Origin of the sequence: Tateyamaria omphalii (genome assembly GCF_019802125.1) — a bacterium.
In the GTDB taxonomy this organism is placed as follows: domain Bacteria; phylum Pseudomonadota; class Alphaproteobacteria; order Rhodobacterales; family Rhodobacteraceae; genus Tateyamaria; species Tateyamaria omphalii_B.
This window is the reverse complement of the sequence record NZ_JAHVHT010000004.1, coordinates 38,181-60,978: the sequence shown is the minus strand read 5'-3', so window position 1 is coordinate 60,978 and position 22,798 is coordinate 38,181. Positions and strand designations below refer to the sequence as shown.

Sequence of the window (22,798 nt, the reverse complement as noted above, 5' to 3'; positions counted from 1 at the left end):
ACTCACTTTGGGGGCCGCGTGCGCTTTTCCAAACTCCGACTGACCGGCTTCAAATCCTTTGTCGATCCGACCGACCTGATCATCGCGGACGGGCTGACCGGCGTGGTTGGCCCCAATGGCTGCGGCAAGTCGAACCTGCTGGAAGCGCTGCGCTGGGTGATGGGGGAAAACCGCCCTACGGCGATGCGCGGCGGGGGCATGGAGGATGTGATCTTTGCTGGCGCGTCGACCCGGCCGGCGCGCAACTTTGCCGAGGTCAGCCTGCATATCGACAACTCGGAGCGGCTGGCCCCTGCGGGGTTCAACGATCAGGACGCGCTGGAGATCGTGCGCCGGATCACGCGGGATGTCGGCAGTGCCTACAAGACCAATGGCAAGGATGTGCGAGCGCGCGATGTACAGATGCTGTTTGCCGATGCGTCCACGGGCGCGCATTCGCCCGCGCTGGTGCGGCAGGGGCAGATTGCGGAACTGATCAATGCCAAGCCGAAGAACCGGCGTCGCATTCTTGAGGAAGCGGCGGGGATTTCTGGTCTCTATCAGCGGCGGCATGAGGCCGAGTTGAAGCTGAAAGGGGCCGAGCAGAACCTGGCGCGTGTGGATGATGTGATCGAGCAATTGGCGGCGCAGTTGAACCAGTTGGCGCGGCAGGCGCGGCAGGCGGCGCGGTATCGCGAGATTGGCGACAGTCTGCGCAAGGCCGAGGGGCAGTTGCTGTATCGGCGTTGGCGCGAGGCGGATGATGCGCGGGCGGCGGCGGATGAAGAGTTGCGCGCCCGGACCACGGCGGCGGCGCAGGCTGAGGGTGCTGTGCAGGTGTCGGCGAAGGCGCGGGTTGAGGCCGAGGATGCCTTGCCGCCGTTGCGGGAAGAGGATGCGATTGCGGCTGCCGTGTTGCAGCGTCTGGCCGTGCAGCGGGATACGTTGGCCGATCAGGAGGCGCAGGCGGAGCAGGCCATTGAGCGGTTGACTGGGCGGATTGCGCAGTTGGCGCGTGACATCGAGCGCGAGGGCGGGCTGAACAAAGACGCGGGCGAGACCATCGAGCGTCTGGAATGGGAAGCGGCCGAGATTGCCAAGGCGAGCGAGGGGCATGAGGCGCTGCTGGCGGAGGCCGCGGAGGCGGCGCGCGAGGCGGGTCAGGTCCTGCAGGCGCGCGAGGGCGACCAGTCGGACAAGACCGAGGATGTGGCGCGGTTGGCAGCGCGGCATGGGTCGGCGCAGCGTTTGCTGGAGGACAGCCGGAAGGTTGAGGCGAAGTCGGAGGCTGAGGCCGAGAAGGCGCGCGGGGCTGTGGCGACCAGCCGTGCGGCTTTGGACAAGGCGGGTGTGGATTTTGAAGCCGCAGAGGCGGCGGTGGCGGAGGCCGAGGCGACGGCGAAGCGGGCCGATGCGGCGCTGATCGCTGCCGAGGAAGCGCGGGCCGAGACACAGTCGCGTGAGGCGGATGCCCGTGCGGAACGTTCGGAGGCCGAGGGTGAGATGAATGCCCTGCGGGCCGAAGCCGGTGCGCTCGCCAAGCTGGTGGAGCGGGATACGGCTGAGGGTGGTCAGATCCTCGACCGGCTGCAGGTGCAGCAGGGGTTTGAGAAGGCGCTTGGCGCGGCTTTGGCCGATGATTTGCGCGCGCCGCAGGTCGATGCGGATGGGCCGTCTGGCTGGGCGGTGTTGCCTGCTTATGACGTGGATCAGCCTTTACCCGAGGGTGTGACGGCGCTGACCCAGCACGTGTCGGTGCCGGAGGTGTTGCAGCGCCGGATGTCGCAGATTGGGCTCGTTGACGCGGATGATGCGGCTCGGTTGCAGCCGTTGTTGAAACCCGGTCAGCGGTTGGTGTCACAGGAAGGTGATGTGTGGCGCTGGGACGGGTTCCGGGCCTGGGCCGAGGACGCGCCGAGTGCTGCGGCCTTGCGCTTGCAGCAGTTGAACCGTTTGGAAGAGTTGAAGCAGTCGTTGGAGCGGGCGACCTCTCGCGCCGATGGGGCGCGGCAGGCGCATGAGGCTTTGACGGCGCGGATGGCCGAGTTGACCGAAGCCGACAAGATGGCCCGCCATGCCCGTCGTGAGGCAGACCGGATGGTGGCTGATGCTGCACGGGCGTTGAGCCGGGCGGAGGCGGATCGCAATCTCGCCGAGGGGCGGTTGGAGTCTCTGGGCCTCGCCGTGACCCGGCACGAAGAGGATGCGATGGCGGCCCGTGCTCGGGTGTCGGAAGCTGAGACGGCCCTGGCCGATTTGCCCGATCTGGAGGCCGCGCGGGCGGAGGTGGAAGACCTGCGCATGACCGTTGAGGCGGCGCGCATCACTATGATGTCGCGCCGGTCGGCCCATGATGATCTGCGTCGCACGGGTGAGGCGCGGGTGAAGCGGGCGCAGGAGATCACCAAGGAGGTGAGCGGCTGGAAGCACCGGCTTGAGACCGCCGAGCGGCGGACGGCGGAGCTGGTGGACCGCAAGGTGACGTCAGAGGCCGAGTTGAAGGAGGCGCAGGCAGCGCCGGGTGAGTTGGCGGCCAAGCGCGAGGCGTTGAGTGACGAGATTGCGCGGGCCGAGAGCCGCAAGGCGGAGGCGGCCAATGCATTGTCCGAAGGCGAGGGCAAGTTGCGCGACGCGACGCTGGCCGAGCGGGAAGCGGAGCGATTGGCCTCCGAGGCCCGAGAGGCGCGCGCCCGGTCCGAGGCGCGGGCGGAGGCGGCGCGCGAGACTGTGACCTATGCCGCCGAGCGCATTGCGGAAGAGCAGCAGATGACGCCGAACCAGTTGCTGACGGCTTTGGACGTGGTGCCGGATCAGATGCCGGGGGCGGAGGCGCTGGAGACCGAGGTGGGTCGGTTGAAGCGGCAGCGGGACGCTTTGGGTGCCGTGAACCTGCGCGCCGAGGAAGACGCCAAGGAGGTGCAGGAGGAGCATGACACCCTCGTGGGCGAGAAGGCCGATCTTGAAGAGGCCATCAAGACCCTGCGCAGCGGCATTGCCAGCCTGAACCGCGAGGGGCGTGAGCGGCTGTTGACCGCTTTTGAACAGGTGAATTCGAACTTCTCGCTGCTCTTTACCCATCTCTTTGGTGGGGGTGAGGCAAACCTGGTGATGGTGGAAAGCGAGGACCCGCTGGAGGCGGGGCTGGAGATCATGTGTCAGCCGCCCGGCAAGAAGCTGTCGACCTTGAGTCTGCTCTCCGGCGGGGAGCAGACGCTGACCGCGATGGCGTTGATCTTTGCGGTATTCCTTGCCAATCCGGCGCCGATCTGTGTGCTGGACGAGGTGGACGCACCGCTCGATGACGCGAACGTCACCCGCTTCTGCGATCTGTTGGATGAGATGTGCCGCCGGACCGATACCCGTTTCCTAATCATCACCCACCATGCGGTGACGATGGCGCGGATGGACCGGCTGTTCGGGGTGACCATGGCCGAGCAGGGTGTGAGCCAGTTGGTGTCAGTTGACCTGAAGAAGGCCGAAACGATGGTGGCGTGACGCTGGTCACCACGACGTGACGGGACCGTATGTGCGAAGGGTGCTATGGTCGGAACATGCGACTGTTTTTGATCTTGTTCCTGCTTGCCGGTCCCGCCCTGTCCCAAGATTGGGCGGTGCGCAGCGCGGACACACCTCTTGATCGTCAAGCCGTTATGGCGCTGGTCGAAGGGAATACTCTGACCTTCTTCGATGACGGGCAGTCCAAGTTTTCGGCGGGTGGGGCGTATTCCTACACCTATGCCAACGGAGGCGGGACGGCCTTTGGCCGGTACGAAGTTGGCGTGGATGGCACGGTTTGCATCGCCTTTCGCAACGGATTCGGGCGCTGTGACAAGTATGTGGAGAGTGCTGGCCGTGTGGTCATGCTGACGGAAAAGGGCGAGCGCTTTCCGATCCGGCCTTGAGGCCGATTTTAACCAAATCTTCTACACTTTCTCAGCATCTTGCCTGAGCGACCCATCCTGGGTCGCGAAAGGGGGTGATTGAACTGACGGAGAGAAACTTCCGAAGATGGATGGTCGCGGTCGCGGTGGCGACACTTGTGATCGGGGTTATCCGCCTCTTGATCGGGCTCTGACCTGAAAAAGAGTGACCCGGCAGAGTAGCACCTCTGCCGGGTCTTTTGTTCGGTGATTGAACTGAACAAAACTTCCGTATGGAAAAATATAGCCCAATCCTTACCAAAGTTCAAACGTGCGCTGTCAAAGTTGGTTAAGCAACGCGGGCGTGGGCCAGGCATCGGCGGGCAGGCCCAGCCGCTTTTGTTCGGCCTGAACAGCAGCGCGTGTCCCGGCCCCCAGAATCCCGTCAATTTCGCCGACATTGTAACCGCGCGCCTGCAGTTTGGTCTGCAAGCGCTTCATCTGATCTGGGCCAAGCCCTGCGTATGGGTTGCCCGCGGCATAGACCTGCGCGCCACCCAGACGGGTCGCGAAGTAGGCAGCCGTGAGCACATAGGTGAATGACTGGTTCCACTCGAAATAGACGTCGAAATTCGGATAGGCTAGGAAAGCTGGCCCCTTATGGCCCTGCGGCAGGATCAGAGACGCGGGCAGGTTGGCGAGCTGGCCGTTGCGTGCCCGGACGCCCATGGCTTGCCAATCGGCCGCATTGCGCGGTTTGCCCACGCCGCTGAGGCTCCAGTCCATCTGGGCGGGCACGGTGACTTCTTGCAGCCACGGCTCGCCCGCGCGCCAGCCGAAATGCTGGAGCATCTTGCCGCCCGACAAAAGCGCATCGGGAGCGGAGGTCTTGAGCCGGACCGCCCCGTCGCCGTCGCCGTCCACGCCGTTTTCGATGATGTCACCGGGCAGCATCTGCACCATGCCGATTTCCCCGGCCCATGCACCTGTGGTGCGGGCGGGGTCGAAGTCACCGGCTGCAAAGAGTTCCATCGCGGCGAATACCTGTGGGCGGAAGAGGTTGGGGCGGCGGCAATCATGGGCGAGCGTTACGAGTGCGTTGGCCGTATTGAAGTCGCCCTGAAATGATCCGTAATCCGTCTCGAATGCCCAGAAGGCGAGAAGCACGTTGCGATCAACGCCGTAGTCGCGTTCGACCCGGTCAAACACGCTGTCCCATTGCCGGGCTTTGGACCGGCCGGTGTCGATGCGGTTTTGCGAGATCAGGCGGCGGGAAAAGTCGATGAAGGGGCGCTGGAACACGCCTTGGGCTCGGTCGGCGCGCAACACTTTGGGATCTTGCCGAACCGAGGCGAGGAAGCGGTCGGCAGTCGCGGGTGCGATGCCGCGCGACACCGCTTCGGATTTCAGGCCGTTCTTGAACGCAGAAAAACTGCCGCCGCATTGCGCGAGCGCTAGGGCTGGTACACAGGTGACGGCGAGAGCGCACGCGAAATTCTTTAGAAAATCCAAATCAATACTCCAATCAAAATAAGGCTTGCCAAGGCCAAGCCCCAGCTTTTCCACACGATCACGACCGCGTCGTCAATGTCAGCCGGGCCTATGGAACGCCGACCGTCTGGATTGACCCAGGCGAGGTCCTCTATCTTGCCTTGATAGCTGCGTGGTCCGGCCAGCGCGATGTCCATGGCGCGGGCCATCCCTGCTTCGGGCCAGCCTGCGTTGGGGGAGCGGTGGAGGGCGGCGTCGGTGCGGATGGCGGGCCATGAGCCCGTTGCCTTGCCGGCCCAAGCGATCAGTGCGCCGGTGAGCCGCGCCGGCAGCCAGTTCAAAAGGTCGTCAAGCCGCGCCGCGGCCCATCCGAATTCAGCGTGGCGGGGGGTCAAATAGCCAATCATGCTGTCAGCCGTGTTGACCACCTTGTAGATCAAAATGCCCGGCAGGCCGCCGATCAGGAACCAGAAGGCGGGTGCGATGACCCCGTCGCTGAAGTTTTCCGACAAGCTTTCGATCCCGGCGCGGGTGATCTGGTCGGGGGTGGCAGCGCTGACATCCCGCCCCACGATCATTGCGACCGCGCGCCGCCCTTCGCCAGTGGATTGGCGCAAGCCATGCGCGACCGCTGCGACATGGTTGATGAGAGAACGGTGCGCCAGCAGGATTGCCGCGACCGCCACCTCAACCACCCAACCAAGCTGGGCTAGGGCAAGACCGATGATGCCTGCCCCGAGCACAAGGATCGCGATTGCTGCGACGCCCTTGGCGCGTGCTCCCGGTTCGGTGTTCAGCCGCGTGTCGAGCGCACCCACGGCGCGCCCCATCATCACGGCAGGATGGGGCAGGCGCGACCAGAGCCACTTTGGCTCTCCGGCCAATGCATCCAGCACCATGGCAAGTGCAAGGGTCAGCGCGGTTGTCACAGGGCGCTCTCAAGCTGCGACCAGCCATGAGCCGGAGGCAGGCCAAGGCGCAGCCAGCGGTTGCTGTAGGGGAAGATGCGGCTCCAGACATGGGACTGCGCGAGCCGGGCTTGCCACGCTGCGGCATCGCCCACGTCATAGAGCCGAAACAGCGTTGTGCCGCCGACGAGTTCTGCCCCGCGGCTCTGCATCAGCGTATCGAGCCTGTTTGCATCCTGTGCAAGCGTGGTCCGTGTGGCATCCGCCCAAGCGCGGTCCTCCAGTGCCGTTGCCCCGACATTGAGTGCGATACCGGAAACCGGCCAGGGCCCCAACATGTCGGTAAGCCGTGCAATCAGGACCGGATCGCCGATCACGAACCCGAGGCGCACGCCTGCGAGCCCCCAGAACTTTCCAAAGCTCTTGAGGATCAGTGCGCCGGGCCGGTTTGCTTGTGCGATCAGGCTCGCCTCCGGCGTGACATCGCAAAAGCTTTCGTCGATGACCATCAGGGGTGGGGTCATGTCCTGCGCGTTCCAATGCCGTCCATCGGGATTGTTTGGATGCACGAGGACCCGGGCGTCTGCCGCGTTGTCACCATTCACGGTCCAGCCTGCATTTGCGAAGCTGGCTGCATGTTCGTTGTAGGTGGGCGCGGGGATATGCACGGTGCCCTGCGGCGCAAGCCGCGGGATCTGCGCGATTGCCGCCGAGGCGCCGGGTGTGGCGAGGATCGCGGCATCGTCCGGCACGTTCCAGGCCATGCGTGCCGCAGCAATCAGCCGGTCGGCTGCCGCCCTGTCGGGCAGCGCTGTCCAATCCATCTGCGACAGTGCCGGTATGGGGTATGGTGTCGGATTGATGCCGGTGGACAGGTCGATCCATTCGGATCGGAGCCCGCCATATTTCGCGACAGCTGCGTCAAGGCCGCCGCCGTGATCCCGTTCTTGCGCCAAAATGCAAGACTCCTGTGCATGGCGTGCCGGTTTCGGCGTCTTCCGGCCCGGACAAAGCGGAAACTTGCCCGATTTTCAAGTCCGCGTGGGCGCGTTAATGAATCGCCCGATCTGTTAACTGTTTGTTAAGAGTATGCTGAACAGAAGAAAAGTGGGTCCGCGTTGGGGCGGCTCGGAGTGAGCATGGACGTTTTGATTGTTGAGAGCCGGCGGGAGCTGGGGGTGCTGTGGCAACGGCATCTGGCGCGGCAGGGGGCGGATGTTGCCCTCGTGCACGGGCAGGATGAAGCCGTTGCGCATCTGTCGGAACATTCGGCCGATATCATCATCATGGATCTGGTGCTGGACGAGGGCAGCGCCCTCGCCGTGGCCGACTTTGCCAGCTATCGCCATCCGAACGCGCGGGTGATCTTTGTCACCGACACGACATTTTTCTCGGACGGGTCGATCTTCAACCACTCGAGCAATGCCTGCGCCTTCGTTCCGGCGGGCACACCGCCCGAAGACCTGGCGGCGATGGTGGAGCATTACGGGGTCAACTGACCCCGTCTCGCCCGTGGGGCGCATCGAAATCCAGATCGGGATTGATCGGCAGGATTCGGTGCGGATTGATGCTTTCGTGGCTGTAGTGGTAGTGCCGCACGATGTGGTCCATGTTCACCGTCTCGGCCACGCCGGGCACCTGGTAAAGCTCGCGGGTGTAGGCCCAGAGGTTCGGGTAGTCGACCAGCCGCTTGCGGTTGCACTTGAAATGCAAGTGATAGACGGCATCAAACCGCACCAGCGTCGTCCAGAGACGCCAATCGGCTTCCGTGATCTTGTTGCCCATCAGGTAGCGTGAAGAGTTGAGCCGCTCCTCCAGCCAGTCGAGCGTATCGAAGAGCGGATGAACCGCGTCGTCATACGCCTCCTGTGTTGTCGCGAAGCCGGATTTGTAGACCCCGTTGTTGAGCGTGTCGTAGATGCGGTCATTCACCGGCGCGATGGCGTCGCGCAACTCCTCGGGCAAATAATCGTCGGTGTTTCCGGTGATCCCGTTGAACGCGGAATTGAACATACGAATGATCTCGGAGCTTTCGTTGCTCACAATGGTTTCGCGGTCCCTGTCCCACAGGATCGGTACGGTCACACGGCCTGAGAACATCGGATCAGCCTTGATATAGATGTCGCGGGCATATGGTACACCATATAAGGTGTCGCCTGTCGCCCCCTTGTCGTCGGGTTCAAAGGTCCAGCCTTCGGTCAGCATGTCGGGGTGAACGGCGGAGATGCTGATGTGATCCGTAAGCCCCTTGAGCTTGCGGAAAATCAGGGCGCGGTGCGCCCAGGGGCAGGCGTAGGAGACGTAGAGGTGATAGCGCCCGCTGGCCGCCGGAAAGCCATCCTCACCGGACGGACCCGCACGACCATCCGCCGTGATCCAGTTGCGGAACTTGGCCTGGCTGCGCTGGAATTTTCCGCCGCGTGATTTCGTATCGTACCACCGGTCGTGCCAGACGCCGTCCACCAAAAGACCCATGTTCGCTCTCCTGTCTGCGTTGGTGCAGATGTAGAGGCGGCGGAATTGCGCGCAAACCGAAGCTGGCGCGCATGACGCCTGCGCCTGCGCACATCAGCATGTTAGGGGAGAGTCACAGGAATGCCACAACCTGGAAGAGTTGCGCCATGTCATTGGAATTTAACTGAAACGACTCATTTTAAGAGTCATCCTGTGCTGTGGGGAGCGAAAGGAAAGACTGCCATGTCGACATTCGTACCAAAGGAAGTGCAAGCGGGCCTGGACAGCGCGCGGCTGCAATCCTTGAAAGAAGCCTCGCGTCTGCGGTTGGCCGTGGACGGCGTGACCTATCCCGTGCTGCGCATGTGGAAGACTGGCTTTTCCATGCAAGCCGATACGGCGCCGTATCTTCGCGGTTATGTCGATCTTTACGATGGTGCGATCCACCTGTTTCAGTGCCTGATCGTGGCCTCTGATGAAGAGGCGGGCGAGATGCGGTACGAGTTCAAGCGGCTGACGGCGGTGGCCGAAAAACCGGCGCTTGATTTCGTGCGGGCCGAGGATGCGCCCGTGGCGCTGCTGGCGCAGGACATCGACTGAAAGCAAACATGTTAATGCGGCGTGCGGTGCCTGTTGGCGCGCAAAACTGCATGTTTTGACGCTGAAACTGCGTATTTTCAGATCGGGAATTTGGGTCAAAAACATCCCTTTTTCCGCAATCTGCACATTTTGGTGCGAAAAGCGCGCGTTTTGGCGGCAGCACGCTTGGTAATGTCTTGTTCACAAGAGTTAAGCGTTAACCATTCGCATTAAGGTTTACGCGCATCTCGGAAGTCGCGTTTTGAGAGGGTTTACAGGCGTGGCGCAGCTGTTCTGGTGTCGCCTGTTTTTGCTGCGCTGCCCTATTCCATTTCCGACGGAGGACACGGGAGGCTCTCGTTCCATGTGCCTGCCCGGGCTCTTTAGCGGCTGGTGTTTAAACGTGGTCTCCGCCCGAGCATCCGCTGACGTATAGGCCATTTTCCACTTATTCTGCGGGTGCTCGTTTGACCGGAAATTGAGCGGTGGCCTACCGTCTGAGTGCGGGATGCCATCCGGTTTTTGGATGCGTGCCGCTTTCGCTTTTTAAAATGTACTTGGAGATTGCCCAATGGAACTCAGCGCATTTGAAGACATTTCCGACAGTTTTGTTTTTGCCGGCCCGGCGGATGTCGGATCGGTACGAGAGAACGGTTTTGGCAGTCCGTCATTCCTTGACCCGGCACAGTTGCCCAACGATGGCTTTCCTCCTGCATTTGACCTGAATGCGCCAATTCTCACTGATGCGGAGGCGGATTTCATGCTCAGGTTAGGCGAGCGGATTTTGGAAGATCCCAACTTGCAGGACGATATCGACAGGCTGTCGGAGCAGGATGAAATCACCTATCTCGATCGCCTGGAAATCACCGCGGATTTCCTGGAAAGCGTCAACCAGGGCTACTACGACGATATTTTTCTGGAAGCAGCAAATTGGCCTGAACCGGATCCGGCGCCGCCTGCGCCGCCGATTGTCGAGGTGCTGCCCGTTGGTGACGATTGGTGGTGGGCGCCGGAACAGTCGACGTGGGAAAGCGGTGGTGCGTGGGGCGGCGTCGGGGGCGGCAACGTCCAGTGGGATGCGTTTTACGCTGAGCATGAAGCCATTTTCTGACAGGCAGTGCGTTTCTACTGCAAGTCGCCAAACGCCTCGGCCAGCCTTTCCACCGCTTCCTGCACCCGCGCGCGGGGCGTGGCGATGTTAAAGCGTAGCCAGCTGTCGCCGCCCTTGCCGAAGGTTGGGCCGTGGTTGACGGCGATGCAGGCGTCCTGTTCGACCCGTTTGGTGAACTCTTCGCGCGTCATGCCGGTGCCGTCGAAATCGACCCAGGAGAGGTACGTGGCTTCCAAAGGCATCGAGTAGAGGCCGGGGATGGCGTTCACGGCCTCGTCAAAGAGTTTGCGATTGCCGTCGAGGTAGGTGACAAGCTCGTCCGTCCATGCCGCACCCTCGGGCGAGTAGGCTGCGGTGGCCATGAAAAGGCCGAAGGAGTTGGGTGAGAGGCCGAGGCCCGCCATCCGCTGCGCGAATTTGGCCCGCAGGTCGGGGTCGGCGATGATGACGTTGCCGGAGTGGCTGCCCGCGATGTTGAAGGTCTTGGTCGTGGCCGTCATCATGATCAGCCGGTCCTCGACGCCGGGGATGTGCGACATGGGGATGTGCTTGTGGCCGGGCATGACGAGGTCATGGTGAATCTCGTCCGAGACCAGGATCAGCTTGTGCCGTTTGGCGAAGGCTGCGACACCCAGCAGTTCGTCCCGCGTCCAGACCCGCCCGCCGGGATTGTGGGGTGAGCAGAGGATGAGCATGGTTTCCGAGCCGTCGAGCTGTTCGTCCCATGCATCGAAGTCCATTTCGTAGCGCCCGTCGGCCATGGGCATTTCGCATTCGACCACCCGCCGGTTGTTGGCTTTGATCACCTTCGCGAAAGCGTGGTAGACGGGTGTGAACAGCACGACGCCGTCGCCCGGTTCGGTGAAGGTGTCGACGCACATGGCGGTGCCGTTGACGAGGCCGTGGGTCGTGAAGATGTGGTCGGCCTGGACCGTCCAGTTGTGCCGTTCCTTCATCCACCACTGGATCGCCTCGCGGTATTTCGTATCGTCCCCGAAATAGCCCATGATCCCGTGATCGACCTGCGCCTGCACTGCATCCAGAACGCATTGCGGCGGGCGGAAGTCCATGTCTGCGACCCACATGGCGAGGCCCCTGTCGCCGTCGACGCCATAGATCTCCTCCATCATGTCCCATTTCACGCAATGGCTGCCGCGGCGGTCGATGATGGTGTCGAAACTCATGAGGATACTCCGTTGATCTGGCCGCAGGCTAGCGTGCATCGGAGCAGGTGCAAGGGGACATTGCGGTGGGCGGGGCGTTGGCTTACATGAACGCCATGAAACGCCCCATTCTTCTGCACCCTGATCCGCGTCTGAAAAAGACGGCTGATGCTGTGCCCGACCTGACGGACGAGCTGCGCGCGCTGGCGGATGACATGCTGGAAACCATGTATGATGCGCCGGGTATTGGGTTGGCGGCTCCTCAGGTGGGCGTGTTGACCCGGCTGATCGTGCTGGATTGCGTGAAGGAGGAGGGCGAAGCGCCCCGTCCGTTGATCATGTTCAATCCTGAGATTGTGGCCTCTTCGGACGAGCTGAACACGTATGAGGAAGGGTGCTTGTCGATCCCCGAGCAGTTTGCCGATGTGACCCGACCGGCGGAGGTTGAGGTGCGGTGGATTGACCGCGATGGCAAGGAGCAGACGGAGGCCTTGGATGGCCTTTGGGCCACGTGTGTGCAGCATGAGATCGACCATCTCGATGGCAAGTTGTTCATCGATTACCTCAAGCCTCTGAAGCGTCAGTTAATCACCCGCAAGATGCAGAAGCTGAAACGGGAACGCGCGCGCGCATGAGCGTGCGACCGATTTTGACCTGGCCGGATGCGCGGCTGGAAGCTGTTTGTGCGCCGGTCGAGGCGATCACGCCGGATGTGCGCGAACTGGCGGAAGATATGCTGGAGACGATGTATGCCGCACCGGGTCGCGGGTTGGCCGCGCCGCAGGTGGGTGAGCTGGTGCGGTTGTTCGTGATGGACACCACTTGGAAAGAAGGCACACGCAGCCCGGTTGTGTGCATCAACCCCGATGTCATTGAGCGCAGTGAAGAGATGGCCTGTGCCGACGAAGGCTGTCTGTCGATCCCCGGTGTCATGGCGGCGGTGGAGCGTCCCACATCGGTGCGCATGGTGTGGACCGATCTGGATGGTCTGGTTCATGATCAATGGCTTACCGGCTTTGCCGCCATCTGCGCGCAGCACGAGTTGGACCATCTGGACGGCATCGTTACCCTGGATCGTGTGGACGCCGCGCAGCGCGACGCCATACTTGCGGCCTATGCGGGTGAGGCATGACCGTTCGTCCCTTTGTTCCGTGGCCTGACAGGCGCTTGCGTACCGCTGCCGAGGACGTGCCCGAGATCACGGATGAGATCCGCGCGCTGTGGGCTGATATGGTCGAGACGATGGATGCGATGCCCGGTGTGGGTTTGGCTGCACCGCAGATTGGTGTGATGCTGCGCGTGGCCGTTGTCGATGCGACGCCCGACCGGTCGCGCCGTATTTTGCTGGCGAACCCGGAGGTTCTGGACGCATCGTCGGAGATCGAGAAGGGGACGGAGGCGAGCCCGAACTTGCCCGGTGTGTCTGCCGAGATTGCGCGCCCGAAGGCGGTCACTGTGCGCTTTCTGAACGACCAGGGCATGATCGACCGTCGCGATTTCGAAGGGCTGGAGGCGCGCAGTGTCCAGCACCAGATCGACCATCTGGCGGGGCGGATGTATTTCGACAATCTGGGCCGGGTGAAGCGCGACATGCTGCTGCGCAAGGCGAAGAAGGGGAAGTGAGATGCGTGTGATTTTCATGGGCACCCCGGAGTTTTCGGTTTCGGCGCTGGATGCGCTGCACGATGCTGGTCACGAGATTGTCTGCGTCTACACCCAGCCGCCGCGCCCTGCGGGGCGGGGCAAGAAGGATCGGCCCAGCCCCGTGCAGGCGCGGGCAGAGGCGTTGGGGCTGGAGGTGCGCCACCCGGTGTCGCTGCGCAATGATGATGCGCAGGCTGCGTTTGCAGCGTTGAACGCGGATGTGGCTGTGGTTGTGGCTTATGGCCTGATCCTGCCGCAGCCGATCTTGGATGCGCCTGTGCATGGCTGTCTGAATATTCATGCGAGCCTGTTGCCGCGGTGGCGTGGGGCGGCGCCCATTCATCGCGCGATCATGGCCGGTGATGCGGAGACGGGCGTTTGCATCATGCAGATGGAGGCGGGGCTGGACACCGGGCCCGTGCTGCTGCGGGGCAGTACGCCCATTGGCGCGACTGAGACCACTGCGGACCTGCATGATCGTTTGGCCGGGATGGGGGCTGGCCTCATTGTCGAGGCGTTGGCCGGGTTGGCTGATCTGGTGCCGGAGGTGCAGCCCGAAGAGGGCGTGACCTATGCCGCAAAGATCGACAAGGCGGAGGCGGCGATTGACTGGTCCCGCGATGCGGTCGAGGTGGATCGGCTGATCCGGGGGCTGTCGCCCTTTCCCGGTGCCTGGTTCGAGCATGAGGGCACGCGGATCAAGGTTTTGGGATCGGTGCTGGCTGAAGGCGCTGGAGCGCCCGGAATGGTTCTGGATGATGCGCTAACGGTCGCCTGTGGCAGCGGTGCCGTGCGCCTGACCCGCTTGCAACGGGCGGGCAAAGGCGCGCAGGATGCGGATGTGTTCCTGCGCGGTCTGCCGCTGTCCAAGGGCACGCAATTGTAGGAGAGCAGGCATGTTTCCCACCCTGATCGGCACCGTCGTGATTGCGGGCATCGTTGGCTATCTGTCGGAAAAGACGAACTTTACCCACAATGGGATCGTGCAGTCGATCATCATCTGCATCGGGGGCGCCTTCCTGTTCTACTTCGTGCGGCTGATGTTCGGGTTTGGCTTTTCGAGCCCGGGGCTGAACGCCATCGTGTCGTCGATCGGGGCGCTGATCATCGTGCCGACGCACTGGCGGAAATAGCGGCGTCAGTCGCGGTCCTTTATCCGTGGTGTCCGTACGTTCGGGCTGAGGTGGCTTGAGGGTTTCGCCTCGCGAAAGCCGGGGCCGAGATGGGTGGAGGGTGTGGCCTCACGTACCCCGCTGGTGAGCGGGGTTGGTTTGGGGACAAGCCGCTGTGTCGGGTCGGTCTGATTGACCAGCGGTGGCATCTGAGGCGATTGAGCCGCGAGGCTTGAGGCGAGTGCCCCTGCGATCAGCGCGGTGCAGAGCAGGTGTTGTGCCATTTTCTTCTGCTCCCATTGCCGGTGCCCGCCATGATCATATGGCAGGCCGCCGGTGCGATTTTGAGGAGGTGATCAGAAGAATTTCTTGATCAGCACCTTCTTTTTGAATGTCGTCTTGGGAGAAACGTATTTCTTCTTCTTGGCGCCGTGGAATTTGTAGCCGTGATGCAGCTTGTGCTTTTTCAGCTTCACCTTGAAATTCGCGTCGATGACCTGCGCGCTGTCGGCATCGGCGGTGGCGCTGACCCAGTAGGGTTGGGCGCTCACAGGCGACAGGCTGGTGACGGTGACCGCTGTGGCGATGGCGGCGATCAGAAGCGGGGTCTTGGTGGCTTGCAGGTTCATGTCTCTTCTCCTTTGCGGTGGCGGTCGGGACCGTGTGTCTTGGGAGAGAGATAGCGCAAAGAGGCTGTAACAATAAGGGACCAATCGGTCACAAACTGTCATGGAAATGGTAGTGGGGAGTGATCAGATTGCGGCGATAAACGCAGTTTCATTAGCAAAATTATATAGTTGTACGGGGTCGAGTCTGTAACAATTCGCGTGATGTAAGCCGCTGCGCGCGGGGCTTGCGGGTGTTATTTGCTCTTGAACGGGGCCATCCCGGCCCGAGCAAGCTCGTCCGCGCGTTCGTTTTCCGGGTGGCCTGCGTGCCCCTTTACCCATTCCCATGTCACTTTGTGCCGGGCTTGGGCGGCGTCGAGCCGTTGCCAGAGATCGGCATTGGCCACCGGCTTTTTCGAGGCGTTTTTCCAGCCGTTGCGCTTCCAGCCGTGGATCCAGCTTGTGATCCCGTTCTTGACGTAGTTGCTGTCGGTCACGACGGTGATGGTCGATGGCTTGGCCAGCGCTTCGAGGGCCGAAATGGCGGCCATCAATTCCATCTTGTTGTTTGTCGTCTGCGCCTCGCCGCCCTTCAGCTCGCGTTCCTTGACGATGGTGTCGCCGTCCATCGCGCGCAGCAATGCACCCCAGCCGCCGGGGCCGGGATTGCCGGAGCATGCGCCGTCGGTATAGGCGAAAAGCTCAGCCACGGTGGGCCTGCAGCACGATGAAGGGGGCGATGTCGCCTGAGAGGCCCGCTTCCTCGCCCTTGCGGGTGTACGTGAGGGCGAAGCCGGTTTGCGTGAGCAGGTCGGTCAGTGCGTCTTCGGTCATGTAGGAATAAAGCCGCCCTATGCTGTCGCGCGCCTCGCCCGTCCCGAGCTTGGTGCCGAAATGCAGCAGGCCGCCGGGTTTGAGGGCGCGGTGGATGGCGGTGAAGTGGTCGGGCCAGTCGCTGAGCGGCGTGTGCAGCATGGAGAAGTTGGACCAGATGCCGTCGTAGTCGGCGGTTTCGGTTAGGTCCGCGTAGGTGGCTTGGCGCGCTGTGACGCCGGGGTGGGATTTGGCAAGTGCCAGCATTTCGGGCACCGGGTCCCAGGCCTGGGCGTTCAGACCGGCCTGTGCCATGGCTGCAGCGGCAAAGCCGGGGCCGCAGCCGATGTCGAGGACGGTGCCGCCTTCGGGGACATTCGCGATGAACTTCTGCACCATCGGGTCGGCGCCCGCGTTCTGGACGAGGTCCGCGTACTCGCCCGCTTTGGCGGCGTAGACCTGAAGCGTTTCCCGGTCGCTCATCAGATCACCGTCACGGCGAGGCAGGCCACCACGATGGCCGTGAGCAGCACGCGCAGTTGCATCCACCAGCGCGGGGTCAGGCCCCAGCGGGAAAAGGCGAAGTCGAGCATCAGGAGACCGATGAAACCGAAGATGAGGTTGGTCGCGGCACTTGTGGGGCCCCCGCCCGTCATGAAGAACGCCCAGAGCGCAGGGATGACCGACAGGGTGTAGCCGGTGGCCGCTTGCGATCCGCTGGCCTTGGTTGCGAAGCCCCAGAGTACGCCCGACATGAAGGACAGGATGACCGAGCCGTAGAACAGTTGGACGTAGGGCCCGACAAAGCGCGGGCCGATATTGTCGAGGCCCCAGGCGGCGAGTGCCGGACTGAGCACGGTGAGTGCCCCCCAGATGAAGGGGATCAGGCCAGCAAGGCCGAGGATCAGGGGCGCGCGGGGGATGGCTGTCATAGCTCGGAGATCAGTTTGGCGATACGTTTGGCCCGGGTGTCGGCCCTTTTGGCGGTGTTGACAAGGTGCAATTTGGCGCGCTGTTGGCCCGGGGTCAAACCGGACCAGTCGGCGCTGCGTCCCGCGCTTCGGATCGCGGCCATGACATCCTCGGGCACGTCGACGAGATTGGGATCGACCGGTCTGATGCGCGCCTCGAACGGTTGGCCGACCTCAAGCCCGCTGTCGCGCAGGAAGGTCTTGCCCGTGTAGACGAAGGTGCCGTCGAGGACGGGCGCTTTGGTCAGGGCGAGGTTGATCGGGAAATCGCCGAACTCGCCTTCGATCCGTTTGGTTTTGGGGGGCAGGGCGGCAGTCACGTCATCCGGCAGGCGCAGGATGGTGTAGGTGTTCTTGCCCCATTCGAGGGGTTCGATGACCCCTTCGAACCAGATCCAGTCGTCGTTCATGCACGTTCTAGGGCGAGGCGTCCGGCGAGGGCGGCAAAGATCGCGGCGAAGCTGCGGGAGAGCCAGCGCATGACCACTTCGGAGCCGAGGATCCATTGGCGGGCGGCTGCGGCGAAGGTGCCGTAGAGGACGAAGACGGCGAAAGTCATGGCCATGAAGACGAGGCCGAGGGTTGTCATTTCGAGGGTCGCGGTCGCGGTGTTGCCGGACAGGAAGGGCGGCAGGAGTGCGAGGAAGAAGATCGACAGTTTGGGGTTCAGGATGTTGATCAAGGCCCCCCGCCGCGCGATGCGCCAGCCCGCGTCGGCGCTGCGCTGGGACGAGATGTTGAGCGCGCCACCCGAACGGAGGCTGCCCCACGCGAGCCAGAGGAGGTAGGCGACACCAGCAAATTTCACGATGTTGAAGAGCAGCGCGGAGGTGTGGAGGATGGCCGCGAGCCCCAGCGTTGCTGCTGCGAGGTGGGGGACGATGCCGAAGGTACAGCCAAGCGCCGCCCAGAGCGCTGCGCGCCGTCCCTGGCCCAAGCCAAGGGCGAGGGTGTAGATGACACCCGTGCCTGGTGCGATGACGACGACCAGTGCGGTCAGGAAGAATTGGACTGTCAGCATGAGTGCCCCCGGTATCTACCGCGTGAGGCTATGCGCTGTCCCGCGCTGCGTAAAGCGTGTGATGCCGCGGTGTGTTTGTTGCTTTGTCATATTGCCTACCTGCGGTAGCGTCTGGGCATTCGACCCTTTTACCGACGGTTTTTCGATGACACGTGTTTTCTTTTCCAATTTTTCCCAGCAGCCGGATGCCCGCGTTCTGTATGTTGTGCTGCACGCCTACAGCAACGGGCCGCGTCATGTGAAAGGCATCCGCGCGGCGATTGAGGAAATGGCGCCGGACGCCGATGTCTTGTGTCCAGAGATGCCGACGGGCCTCTTTTCGCTGGCCGATCCCGAGGAGATTGCGGCGCAGGTGAAGGACAGGATTGATCTGCTCTTTGCCGAGAAGGGGTATGAGCGGATCGTGCTGGTGGGTCACAGCGTTGGTGCGCTGATCTGTCGGCGTGTCTACCTGCTGGCGTTTGGTGTGTCGTCGGAGGCGGCCCCTTGGGTGGGCCGGGTGGACCGCATCATTCAGTTCGCGGCCATGAGCCGGGGGTGGACGATCAATCACCACCTGTCGCGCAAGACGGCCTTTGGTTACCGGGTGGGGATGGCCGCGTTGATGCCTTGGGGGTTCGTGAACGGGCGCACGCCGTTGATCCTGCACATCCGCAAGGGCGCACCCTTTCTGACCCGGTTGCGCATGGACTGGGTCAACATGGCGAACGAGGTACGCAGGCGGGCCGGGGCGGGCGAACAGGCCGCCCATGTGCCGACCATACAGCTGCTGGGCACCATTGATGACACCGTGGCGCCGGAGGACAATATCGACCCGGTGGCAGGCAGCGCGTTTTTCTATCGCGATGTGCCGCAGTCGGGTCATGGGGACGTGATCGACTTTGACGACCCCGCGCCGCTGATGGGTGCCGATGGCAAGACGGGCCGTAGGGGAGACGTGCGCAAGGCTGTGTTTCAGGAGGTGGCGCAGGCAAGCGTGGCCAATCTGACCGAGACCAGTGTGCATCCCGCGGATGAGAAGTTTGCCGCCGTGGATACGGATGTCACGCATGTCGTCTTTGTCGTGCATGGCATTCGTGATGTGGGGTATTGGACCCACAAGATCGCGCGGGCCATCCTGCGCCGGGCCAACGCACCTGATCTGCGCGATGTGGTCACGGTGCGGTCGCAGACCTCCAGCTATGGCTTTTTCCCGATCATCTCTTTCCTGCGCCCGGCCAAGCGGATGGAGAAGGTGGATTGGTTCATGGACCAGTATGTGCAGGTGCGGGCGCGGTACCCGGAGGCGTCGGTGTCCTTTGTCGGGCACAGCCACGGCACCTACCTGCTGGCGCGGTCGCTGCGCGAATACGAATTCTGTCGCTTTGATACGGTTGTCTTTGCAGGCAGTGTGGTGCGCCGTGCGTTCCCGTGGCGCGATTTCATCGCGCGGGGGCAGGTGGGCAAGATGATCAACTACGTGGCAACGGCGGACTGGGTTGTCGCCTTTTTTCCCAAGGCCTTTCAGGCGGTTGGCTGGCAGGACCTGGGCAGCGCCGGGCATGACGGGTTTGATCAGGCGGTGAAGGATGGGCCCGAATTGTTCGAGGTGGAATATGTACGTGGCGACCACGGGGCGGCCATTCAGGAGGGCAATTGGGATGACATTGCCGACTTCATCTTTGAGCCCAAGCAGATTGAACCTGCCGCTGGGCTGAAAGCGCCCCGGCGCAACTGGTGGATCGAGCGGATCGGGATTGTGGCACCTGCTGTTCCGCTCTTCCTCGTGGCCGTTGCGGTAGGGATCGGGTACCTGCTGTACCAGGCGCCTACGGCGGCGTGGTCAAACGAATTGTTGTTGGTTATCTATGCGTTTCTGGTGGTGAAGGGTCTGTCGAAGCTGTGAGCGTTCAGGCCGGTTCACGCAGGACGCGGGGCACTTTGAATTCCACGTTTTCGACCGCTGTTTCCACCATTTCCACCGTCACATCATAGCGGTCGCGGAAGGCGTCGATCACCTCGTTGATCAGCACTTCGGGGGCCGACGCCCCTGCGGTGATGCCCATAGAGGTGATCCCGTCGAGGGCGCGCCAGTCGATGTCTGTGGCCCGCTGGACAAGCTGGGCGTAATTGCAGCCCGCCCGTGCGCCGACCTCGACCAGACGTTTGGAGTTGGAGGAGTTGGGCGCGCCCACCACCAGCATGGCGTCGCATTTGGGGGCCATCGCCTTGACCGCTTCCTGACGGTTGGTGGTGGCGTAGCAGATGTCTTCCTTGTGCGGGCCGACGATGGAGGGGAAGCGGGACTGGAGGGCCGCCACGATGTCGGCCGTGTCATCGACCGACAGGGTGGTCTGGGTGACGAAGGCGAGCTTTTCCGGATCGCGCACATCGACCGTTGCCACGTCTTCGACCGTTTCGACCAGTAGCACTTCGCCATCGGGCAGTTGCCCCATGGTGCCTACTGTTTCGGGGTGGCCCGCATGGCCGATCATGATCATCTGCAGGCCGTTGTCGGCGTGGCGCTGGGCTTCGATATGGACTTTGGAGACCAGCGGGCAGGTGGCGTCCACATAGATCATCTCGCGTGCCTTGGCCGCGTTGGGGACGGACTTGGGCACGCCGTGGGCCGAGAAGATAACCGGACGGTCGTCAGGGCATTCGTCTAGTTCCTCGACAAAGACGGCACCCTTGTCGCGCAGACCGTCGACCACGAATTTGTTGTGCACGATCTCGTGCCGGACAAAGACGGGTGCGCCCCATTTGTCGAGCGCCATTTCCACGATCTTGATCGCGCGATCGACACCGGCACAGAACCCGCGTGGCGCGGCGAGATAGAGGGTGAGTGCGGGCTGGCTCATGGGTGCTCCTGTTGTTGATCAAGACCTAAGCGCTTGGGCCCATCGGGTAAAGGGTGCGCCTACTCCGGGGCGGTCTGGCCGAAGACCAACCGCGCCGCTTCGGCCCGGTTGTGGATGCCCAGTTTGCGGTAGGCCGTCTTGGCATATTCGCTGACCGTGTTCAGGCTGATGCCGCAAACGTGCGCGGCCTCTTTGCGGCTGAGGCCACGGGCGAGCATGTAGATCACCTCCGCTTCGCGCGGGCTGAGCGCGTTGAGGGAGGCGGGCATGTCGGGTGCAATGAGGGCCGGGGCGTGATCGGTCTGCGTGCCTGCCAACTCTTCGAGCCTGCGGTGGATCAGAAGGCAGAACAGCCGGAACTGTTCGGCTTGCGGCCACATCTGTTCGAGGAATGTCTCCCGGTCGAGTGTGGTGCCGAGGTTGAAGCCGCCATAGCGGTCGGCGCCGCGCAGGCGGGTTGGGATGCCGAAGCCTGTCAGAAACCCTTCGGCCCTTGCGGTCTTGATAAACGCCTTGGCGTCGTTTGGCAGGTAGTCGTGATCCGGCAGGAATTCGGGGCCGGTGGGCGTGATGTCGTAGCTGTTGCAGCAGTGGCTGAGAAACGGATCTTTATCCGGATTGGCCTGCGTGTAGAGCCCCGGGCAGGTTGTCATGAGGACGCTGCCCTGCGCTGGTGTCCCGGTCGCCGTGATATAGATTACATGCCGAATGCCCCGCGTGCGCAACGTCTGTACCACACCCTCCCACAATGCGTTGACGCATGTGAGGTGTTCCAGCTCCTCAGCATCACGAAACATACGGTGATCCCCCCAATCAGGGGGATATTTACACAGTTGTTTTTGTTTTAAAACAGCGAGGTGTGCCAGAGAAGCGGCATGCCATATTTGAGCACGAACCCATTTTCATATGACGGGCAGGGACATTGCAGTGTCACTGCCCGTTCATGGGTACGATATCAGCCCTGGGCCTGAACCTTTTGTTCACGCTCGGGCATCGGTTCCCGTGGGGGGCGACCGATGACGTCTTTCAGTTCGTCAAGCTCGATGAAGTTGTCAGCCTGGCGACGCAGGTCGTCTGAAATCATCGGCGGCTGGCTGCGAATCGTCGAGACGACGGAGACGCGCACACCCTGGCGTTGCAGGCTTTCCACGAGGGGACGGAAATCCCCGTCGCCGGAAAACAGCACGATGTGATCCACGCGCGGCGCAAGTTCCATCGCGTCGACGGCGAGTTCGATGTCCATGTTCCCCTTGACCTTACGCCGTCCCATGGAATCCGTGTATTCCTTGGCCGGTTTGGTCACCATGGTGAACCCGTTGTAGTTCAGCCAATCCACGAGTGGGCGGATCGGTGAATACTCGTCATTCTCAAGCAGGGCCGTGTAGTAGAATGCGCGCAGCAACTTGCCTCTGCGCATGAACTCTTGCCGCAAGAGTTTGTAGTCGATGTCAAACCCAAGCGCTTTGGCTGCGGCGTAGAGGTTCGATCCATCGATGAACAGCGCTAACCGTTCGTCTTTGTAAAACATAAAATGTCCTTCCGAAAATTCGGGATACCGCCTGTGATTTCCGTGAGTGAGTGCGTTAAAACGCGAAGCGGCGGTGAGTGAAAAATAGGTGATTTTAATTATGTCGCAAGTCACGGATGGGGTCAAAGCGAGCGAAACCCTGCCGCAAAACCAACTAAACATGGTCATTGCCCTGGGGTCTAACAAGTCCTCTGACGTAGGGTCACCTACGGAAATTCTGGAAAAAGCGATCTCTCGGATGGAGGAATCCGGCGCCGTGATTCGTTCGCGCAGCCGCTTTTTCCGAACCCCCGCCTTCCCTGCCGGAAGTGGTCCAGATTTTGTAAATGCCGTTATTTTACTGTCTGCTGCGTGGTCTGCGCCCGAAACCATCACGCGCCTGCACGAGATTGAGGCGGAGCTGGGTCGGCGACGCAAGGTCAGATGGGAGCAGCGCGTTGTGGACCTTGATCTGCTCACCCATGGCGATGCGGTCCGGCCTGATGTTGCGACGTTGCGTCAATGGATGGACTTGTCCCTCGATCAGCAGCGGAAATCAGCCCCCGGGCAGTTGCTGTTGCCTCACCCACGGTTGCATGAGCGTGCTTTCGTACTCGTTCCGATGGCGGAGGTTGCGCCGGATTGGGTGCATCCGATCACCCGCCGAACCGTTGTCGAGATGCGGGACGCGCTGCCAGCCGAAGACTTGGCCACCATCACACCGCTCGAATAGCGAC

Annotated in this window: 27 protein-coding genes; 12 read left to right on the top strand and 15 right to left on the bottom strand. The window is 62.3% G+C overall.

Going from position 1 to position 22,798, the window contains the following annotated elements:
* The first annotated feature begins 18 nt into the window (after positions 1 to 18).
* Complete coding sequence (gene smc, locus KUV51_RS16150) at positions 19 to 3,474, top strand: chromosome segregation protein SMC (protein WP_222522492.1); 3,456 nt, start codon at positions 19 to 21, stop codon at positions 3,472 to 3,474.
* Positions 3,475 to 3,530: 56 nt separating this feature from the next.
* Entirely contained in the window at positions 3,531 to 3,881 is a 351-nt protein-coding gene (locus KUV51_RS16145) for a hypothetical protein (protein WP_222522491.1), read from the top strand.
* Positions 3,882 to 4,178: 297 nt separating this feature from the next.
* On the opposite strand, the gene KUV51_RS16140 is transcribed toward KUV51_RS16145, so the two are convergent.
* Genes KUV51_RS16140 through KUV51_RS16130 form a run of 3 tightly spaced genes read right to left on the bottom strand, consistent with a single transcriptional unit; the run spans position 4,179 to position 7,194 of the window.
* On the bottom strand, positions 4,179 to 5,351 hold the full coding sequence (locus KUV51_RS16140) for a lytic murein transglycosylase (protein WP_222522490.1): 1,173 nt from the start codon (positions 5,349 to 5,351) through the stop codon (positions 4,179 to 4,181).
* Entirely contained in the window at positions 5,339 to 6,259 is a 921-nt protein-coding gene (gene cbiB / locus KUV51_RS16135; protein ID WP_222522489.1) for an adenosylcobinamide-phosphate synthase CbiB, read from the bottom strand. Before cbiB ends, KUV51_RS16140 begins: the two co-directional genes overlap by 13 nt.
* Complete coding sequence (locus KUV51_RS16130; RefSeq protein WP_222522488.1) at positions 6,256 to 7,194, bottom strand: threonine-phosphate decarboxylase; 939 nt, start codon at positions 7,192 to 7,194, stop codon at positions 6,256 to 6,258. Before KUV51_RS16130 ends, cbiB begins: the two co-directional genes overlap by 4 nt.
* 183 nt (positions 7,195 to 7,377) lie before the next feature.
* On the opposite strand from KUV51_RS16130, the gene KUV51_RS16125 reads away from it, so the two are divergent.
* Positions 7,378 to 7,737 carry a response regulator transcription factor gene (locus KUV51_RS16125; RefSeq protein ID WP_222522487.1) on the top strand — a complete coding sequence of 120 codons (360 nt, stop codon included), beginning with the start codon at positions 7,378 to 7,380 and terminating at the stop codon, positions 7,735 to 7,737.
* Here KUV51_RS16125 and KUV51_RS16120 read toward each other — a convergent pair.
* The gene (locus KUV51_RS16120) at positions 7,730 to 8,713 is read right to left on the bottom strand and encodes a glutathione S-transferase family protein (protein ID WP_222522486.1); all 984 of its coding nucleotides are present in this window, start codon (positions 8,711 to 8,713) and stop codon (positions 7,730 to 7,732) included. The two genes, KUV51_RS16125 and KUV51_RS16120, sit on opposite strands and share 8 nt — an antisense overlap.
* 222 nt (positions 8,714 to 8,935) lie before the next feature.
* On the opposite strand from KUV51_RS16120, the gene KUV51_RS16115 reads away from it, so the two are divergent.
* On the top strand, positions 8,936 to 9,292 hold the full coding sequence (locus tag KUV51_RS16115; protein ID WP_222522485.1) for a hypothetical protein: 357 nt from the start codon (positions 8,936 to 8,938) through the stop codon (positions 9,290 to 9,292).
* A gap of 550 nt (positions 9,293 to 9,842) precedes the next feature.
* Positions 9,843 to 10,382, top strand: a complete 540-nt coding sequence (locus tag KUV51_RS16110) for a hypothetical protein (RefSeq protein WP_222522484.1) — start codon at positions 9,843 to 9,845, stop codon at positions 10,380 to 10,382.
* Positions 10,383 to 10,396: 14 nt separating this feature from the next.
* Here the strand turns inward: KUV51_RS16110 and KUV51_RS16105 are convergent, their stop codons facing one another.
* A complete protein-coding gene (locus tag KUV51_RS16105) occupies positions 10,397 to 11,566 on the bottom strand; it encodes a MalY/PatB family protein (protein WP_222522483.1) in 1,170 nt (389 codons plus the stop codon).
* A 95-nt stretch (positions 11,567 to 11,661) separates the two neighbouring features.
* Between KUV51_RS16105 and def (KUV51_RS16100) the strand changes: the two genes are divergently transcribed.
* The 5 genes from def (KUV51_RS16100) to KUV51_RS16080 are packed head-to-tail and all read left to right on the top strand — an operon-like array spanning position 11,662 to position 14,322.
* Positions 11,662 to 12,180 (top strand): peptide deformylase, encoded by a 519-nt coding sequence (gene def, locus KUV51_RS16100; protein WP_222522482.1) that lies wholly within the window; start codon positions 11,662 to 11,664, stop codon positions 12,178 to 12,180.
* On the top strand, positions 12,177 to 12,677 hold the full coding sequence (gene def / locus KUV51_RS16095) for a peptide deformylase (protein ID WP_222522481.1): 501 nt from the start codon (positions 12,177 to 12,179) through the stop codon (positions 12,675 to 12,677). Before def (KUV51_RS16100) ends, def (KUV51_RS16095) begins: the two co-directional genes overlap by 4 nt.
* Positions 12,674 to 13,168 carry a peptide deformylase gene (gene def / locus KUV51_RS16090; RefSeq protein ID WP_222522480.1) on the top strand — a complete coding sequence of 165 codons (495 nt, stop codon included), beginning with the start codon at positions 12,674 to 12,676 and terminating at the stop codon, positions 13,166 to 13,168. Before def (KUV51_RS16095) ends, def (KUV51_RS16090) begins: the two co-directional genes overlap by 4 nt.
* Position 13,169: 1 nt before the next feature.
* Positions 13,170 to 14,075 (top strand): methionyl-tRNA formyltransferase, encoded by a 906-nt coding sequence (gene fmt / locus KUV51_RS16085; protein ID WP_222522479.1) that lies wholly within the window; start codon positions 13,170 to 13,172, stop codon positions 14,073 to 14,075.
* Positions 14,076 to 14,085: 10 nt separating this feature from the next.
* A complete protein-coding gene (locus KUV51_RS16080; RefSeq protein WP_222522478.1) occupies positions 14,086 to 14,322 on the top strand; it encodes a hypothetical protein in 237 nt (78 codons plus the stop codon).
* A 5-nt stretch (positions 14,323 to 14,327) separates the two neighbouring features.
* Here KUV51_RS16080 and KUV51_RS16075 read toward each other — a convergent pair whose 3' ends face one another.
* The 7 genes from KUV51_RS16075 to KUV51_RS16045 form a co-directional block, all read right to left on the bottom strand.
* The gene (locus tag KUV51_RS16075; RefSeq protein ID WP_222522477.1) at positions 14,328 to 14,585 is read right to left on the bottom strand and encodes a hypothetical protein; all 258 of its coding nucleotides are present in this window, start codon (positions 14,583 to 14,585) and stop codon (positions 14,328 to 14,330) included.
* Between the two features lie 72 nt (positions 14,586 to 14,657).
* The gene (locus KUV51_RS16070; protein WP_222522476.1) at positions 14,658 to 14,930 is read right to left on the bottom strand and encodes a hypothetical protein; all 273 of its coding nucleotides are present in this window, start codon (positions 14,928 to 14,930) and stop codon (positions 14,658 to 14,660) included.
* A gap of 233 nt (positions 14,931 to 15,163) precedes the next feature.
* Entirely contained in the window at positions 15,164 to 15,619 is a 456-nt protein-coding gene (rnhA, locus tag KUV51_RS16065) for a ribonuclease HI (RefSeq protein WP_222522475.1), read from the bottom strand.
* Positions 15,612 to 16,205, bottom strand: coding sequence for a class I SAM-dependent methyltransferase (locus KUV51_RS16060; protein ID WP_222522474.1), 594 nt, complete (start codon positions 16,203 to 16,205; stop codon positions 15,612 to 15,614). The genes rnhA and KUV51_RS16060 overlap by 8 nt, the downstream gene beginning before the upstream one ends.
* Positions 16,205 to 16,654, bottom strand: a complete 450-nt coding sequence (locus KUV51_RS16055) for a DUF3429 domain-containing protein (RefSeq protein WP_222522473.1) — start codon at positions 16,652 to 16,654, stop codon at positions 16,205 to 16,207. The genes KUV51_RS16060 and KUV51_RS16055 overlap by 1 nt, the downstream gene beginning before the upstream one ends.
* Positions 16,651 to 17,103, bottom strand: coding sequence for a YdeI/OmpD-associated family protein (locus tag KUV51_RS16050; protein WP_222522472.1), 453 nt, complete (start codon positions 17,101 to 17,103; stop codon positions 16,651 to 16,653). Before KUV51_RS16050 ends, KUV51_RS16055 begins: the two co-directional genes overlap by 4 nt.
* Positions 17,100 to 17,714, bottom strand: coding sequence for a LysE family translocator (locus KUV51_RS16045; protein ID WP_222522471.1), 615 nt, complete (start codon positions 17,712 to 17,714; stop codon positions 17,100 to 17,102). Before KUV51_RS16045 ends, KUV51_RS16050 begins: the two co-directional genes overlap by 4 nt.
* Before the next feature lie 145 nt (positions 17,715 to 17,859).
* On the opposite strand from KUV51_RS16045, the gene KUV51_RS16040 reads away from it, so the two are divergent.
* Positions 17,860 to 19,599: an esterase/lipase family protein gene (locus tag KUV51_RS16040; RefSeq protein ID WP_222522470.1), complete on the top strand. Its 1,740-nt coding sequence runs from the start codon at positions 17,860 to 17,862 to the stop codon at positions 19,597 to 19,599.
* A gap of 4 nt (positions 19,600 to 19,603) precedes the next feature.
* Here KUV51_RS16040 and ispH read toward each other — a convergent pair whose 3' ends face one another.
* The 3 genes from ispH to KUV51_RS16025 all read right to left on the bottom strand — a co-directional run bounded on the left by ispH (position 19,604) and on the right by KUV51_RS16025 (position 22,082).
* The gene (gene ispH, locus KUV51_RS16035; protein ID WP_222522469.1) at positions 19,604 to 20,554 is read right to left on the bottom strand and encodes a 4-hydroxy-3-methylbut-2-enyl diphosphate reductase; all 951 of its coding nucleotides are present in this window, start codon (positions 20,552 to 20,554) and stop codon (positions 19,604 to 19,606) included.
* Positions 20,555 to 20,613: 59 nt separating this feature from the next.
* On the bottom strand, positions 20,614 to 21,351 hold the full coding sequence (locus KUV51_RS16030) for a helix-turn-helix transcriptional regulator (protein ID WP_222522468.1): 738 nt from the start codon (positions 21,349 to 21,351) through the stop codon (positions 20,614 to 20,616).
* Positions 21,352 to 21,509: 158 nt separating this feature from the next.
* On the bottom strand, positions 21,510 to 22,082 hold the full coding sequence (locus KUV51_RS16025) for an NYN domain-containing protein (RefSeq protein WP_222522467.1): 573 nt from the start codon (positions 22,080 to 22,082) through the stop codon (positions 21,510 to 21,512).
* Positions 22,083 to 22,182: 100 nt separating this feature from the next.
* On the opposite strand from KUV51_RS16025, the gene folK reads away from it, so the two are divergent.
* Positions 22,183 to 22,794, top strand: a complete 612-nt coding sequence (gene folK, locus KUV51_RS16020) for a 2-amino-4-hydroxy-6-hydroxymethyldihydropteridine diphosphokinase (protein WP_261385878.1) — start codon at positions 22,183 to 22,185, stop codon at positions 22,792 to 22,794.
* Positions 22,795 to 22,798: the final 4 nt, after the last annotated feature.